The following is a 3,094-nucleotide window of genomic DNA, read 5'->3' as shown; positions in this document are numbered from 1 at the left end:
TCTTCGGCACGCGGCGCCGCGCGCACATCCCCTCCATCGAGCTCACCGACGCCGACTGGGCCGCCGTGCACGAATTGAAGGCGACGAAGTACGGCAACTGGAGCTGGAACTTCGGCGAGAATCCGCCCTGCACCGTGCAGCGGGTCAAGCGATTCCAGGCGGGGGAGATCGACGCGCGCATCGACGTGCAGGACAACGGGATAGCGGGCATCCGTTTCTTCGGCGACTTCATGGGCCGGCTGGACCTGGCCGAGCTGGAGTCGCGGCTCGTGGGGATCGAGTGGAAGCCTGGCGCCATCGAGGAAGCGCTGCGCGACGTGGCCGTCGCCGACTACTTCGGCGACGTGCCGCACGACGAGTTCCTCTCGCTCATCAGTCCCTGATTGTCGTTCGAGCCCGCCCGCGTCGCCGGCGAGCGGTCAGCGGAACCGCCCCACGGACAGGGACACCACGAACGAGCGCGGCATTCCCGGCTCGAAGGCGGCGGGAGCGCCCCCCACCAGGTCGGGGTTCAGGAATGCCGACCCGACGTACCTCCGGTTCGTCACATTCCGGATCGTGACGAATCCGCGAATTCCACCCCCCCCGGTCAGCCCCGCCAGCACCGGTTCGCGCAGCTCGGCGCCCACGTTGACCACGGTATAGCCGGGCACCCGCACCCGGTTGGCGTCGTCGGCGAAATACGCGCCGGAGCGCTCGATCCCGACCTTCAACCGCAGCGGGTGCGCACCGGGCACCGCCGTCCCGAGTTCGGCGTTGGCCATGAAGGAGGGAATGCCGATTACCTCGTTCCCCGAATAGTCCGCCCCCTTCTCCGTCCGCGCCGGATCACCGGGGGCGATCACCGCCGAATCCACGAAGTATTCGAGGTACCGGTTCCGCGAAGCGGCGATCGCCGCGCTGGCGAGCACCCCCTGCCATCCCTGCGCACTGACGCCCAGCTCCGCCCCCTGCCGCCGTCCCTTCCCCGCGGTGACGTAGTAGCGTCCCGAGGCGTAGGGAATGGCGTCGTTGGCCACCTCGATGTCATACAGCGCGAGGTCCCACGACATGGCGAGCGGCCCGGCAAGCACCCCCACCGACTTGACACCGGCTTCGTACGACGTGGTGCGGATCGGCGCGAGCAGCGGGTTGAGGAGGGCGGGGGGCGCGCCGGGGGTGGGATCGGTCTCGTTTCCGGCGGGCACCTCGATCCCACCGCCCACGTTGGCGTACACCGCGTGCGTCCCGCTGGCGCCGGCGCGCCAGTTCACCCCGAGCTTGGGACTGACCTTGCGGAAGTCCCTGCTGTCGCGCGGCACCGGCGCGCTGGCCATGTAGCTGCGGTAGTTGTACTGCACCTGATCCCACCGGGCGCCGAGCAGTAGCGAGAGCCGCTCGGTGAGCGACAGCTCGTCCTGAAGGAAGGCACCGAGGTTCTTCGCCCCCTCCCCCTTGTTGTCGGCCAGGGTGGTCCCGCGCCCCTGCGTGGCGGACAGGTTGTAGAAGAGGATCGCCCCATCCTGGTAGGCGGCGTCGAATCCGGCGGTGAGACGGGAGGACCAGCTTCCGGTCTGCACCACCTTCCGCCCGATCACGTTGCCGCCGAAGTGGTAGCGGGTGAAGTCGCGGTAGGTGTTGCGCTCCGACCGCTGCAGGTACTTCGGGTTCACGTAGAGCTGCGTGGAGAGCGAGCTGCTCGCGTCCACGTCGTGGTCCACGCTCACCCCCAGGCGCCCGGAGCGGTTGTAGCGGCGCTCGTCGCGCCGCCGGTAGCTGGCGTTCGCCTGCGTCGGTGCCGAATCCACCTGTGCCTGAGTGAGTGGCCCGGGCACGTGCATCAGGTTGTTCGCGGCGGCGAGGTACATGCCCAGACGCGTCTTGTTCCCCACGTGCCCGTAGGCGCCCAGGTTGAGCAGCGCGCGGCGCGCCGAGGAGTGCTCGCGCCAGCCGCCGAAGCCCGTGTTCGTGAAGGTGCCGAACGCCATCCCCTTCCCCGGGTCGCCGCCAAGCGGGGTGGCGATGCGCGCGACGTGGCGCGCGAGCCCGTGGCTTCCCAGCACCGTCTGTGCATACCAGGTGCGCTCGCCGGGAATGGGGGTGCTGATCACGTTCACCACGCCCCCCGCCGCGTTCCCCCAGGCGCTCGAGGCGTTCGAGCGGATCACCTCCACCGCCTCGGCGGCAGCGAGGTCGAGCTGATCGAGGGCGGTGCGTCCGTCAGGCTCCGTCTCGGGAAAGCCGTCGAGGAGGATGCGCACCCCACGCGACGTGCCGGAGTTGGAGCGATCGCCCGCGCCCCGCGCGCCGAAGCCGCGAATCATGAGCCGGATGTCGTTCGTCCCGTACCGCGACTGGGCGATCACCCCCGGCACCTTCTCCAGCGCCTCGTCGAGCCCGAAACCGCTCACCCCGCGCAGGTCGCGCGGGGTGAGCTTGGTGACGGCGATGGGAGTGGAGAGGATCGACGCCGGATTGCGCGTGGCCGTGACGGTGACCTGCGGCAAGCCCACCGCGGAATCGCGGGCCCCGGCGGTGGGGGCGGTTGGGGCGGTGGGGGCGGGCTGCTGCGCGGCAACGACGGGTGCTGCCGCGATCATGAGGGTAAGTGCGAGTCGCATGGCCCAATGTACGGATGGGCGAGGCGAAGTGCTGGACGCCGCGGGCCGAGGTCCGTTGTTCCGAGGCGGGGGCACTGACCACTGACAACTTATCGCCGATCACTGGTGCCTCCCGGCCGGGCGGGCGGAGGCCCTTACCGCCGGAGCAGGAGACACAAGTCGTAAGTGATAAGTAGTACGTCGTCGGTGTGACCTGCCTTCGCTACAACTCCTCGAACCTCGCCGTGAAGTGCCGCAGGACCGGGGCCTGCTCCGTGAACCGGAACCCGCGCAGCTGGTCCTTCCGCCCCGCGATCTCCCCGATCGCCTCGGCGACGTAGTCGATGTGCGATTGCGTGTACACCCGCCTCGGGATCGCCAGCCGCACCAGCTCCATCGGCGCGGCGCTCTCCGTGCCGGTGGCCGCGTCGTGCCGCCCGAACATGACCGTCCCGATCTCCACCGCCCGGATCCCCGCCTCACGGTACAGGGCGGCCACCAGCGCCTGCCCGGGA

The 3,094-nt window shown here is 69.8% G+C and carries 3 protein-coding genes; 1 reads left to right on the top strand and 2 read right to left on the bottom strand.

Annotation, left to right across the window (positions count from 1 at the left end):
- A partial coding sequence (locus ACYC1Z_RS14935; protein ID WP_461410301.1) for a lipoate protein ligase C-terminal domain-containing protein occupies window positions 1-383 on the top strand: 383 nt, incomplete at its 5' end.
- 36 nt (window positions 384-419) lie between these two features.
- Here the strand turns inward: ACYC1Z_RS14935 and ACYC1Z_RS14930 are convergent.
- Window positions 420-2,579 carry a TonB-dependent receptor gene (locus ACYC1Z_RS14930; protein WP_461410300.1) on the bottom strand — a complete coding sequence of 720 codons (2,160 nt, stop codon included), beginning with the start codon at window positions 2,577-2,579 and terminating at the stop codon, window positions 420-422.
- A gap of 223 nt (window positions 2,580-2,802) precedes the next feature.
- Window positions 2,803-3,094: beta-eliminating lyase-related protein (locus tag ACYC1Z_RS14925; RefSeq protein ID WP_461410299.1), on the bottom strand; the 292-nt coding region annotated here is incomplete at its 5' end.

Source organism: Georgenia sp. (genome assembly GCF_054605595.1).
The sequence above is the reverse complement of the archived record's forward strand: the minus strand, read 5'-3'. Positions and strand labels throughout refer to the sequence as shown.

Coding starts and splice junctions, on each gene's coding strand:
- ACYC1Z_RS14930 (WP_461410300.1), bottom strand. CDS start 2,579: ATGATCGCGGCAGCACCCGTCGTTGCCGCGCAGCAGCCCGCCCCCACC.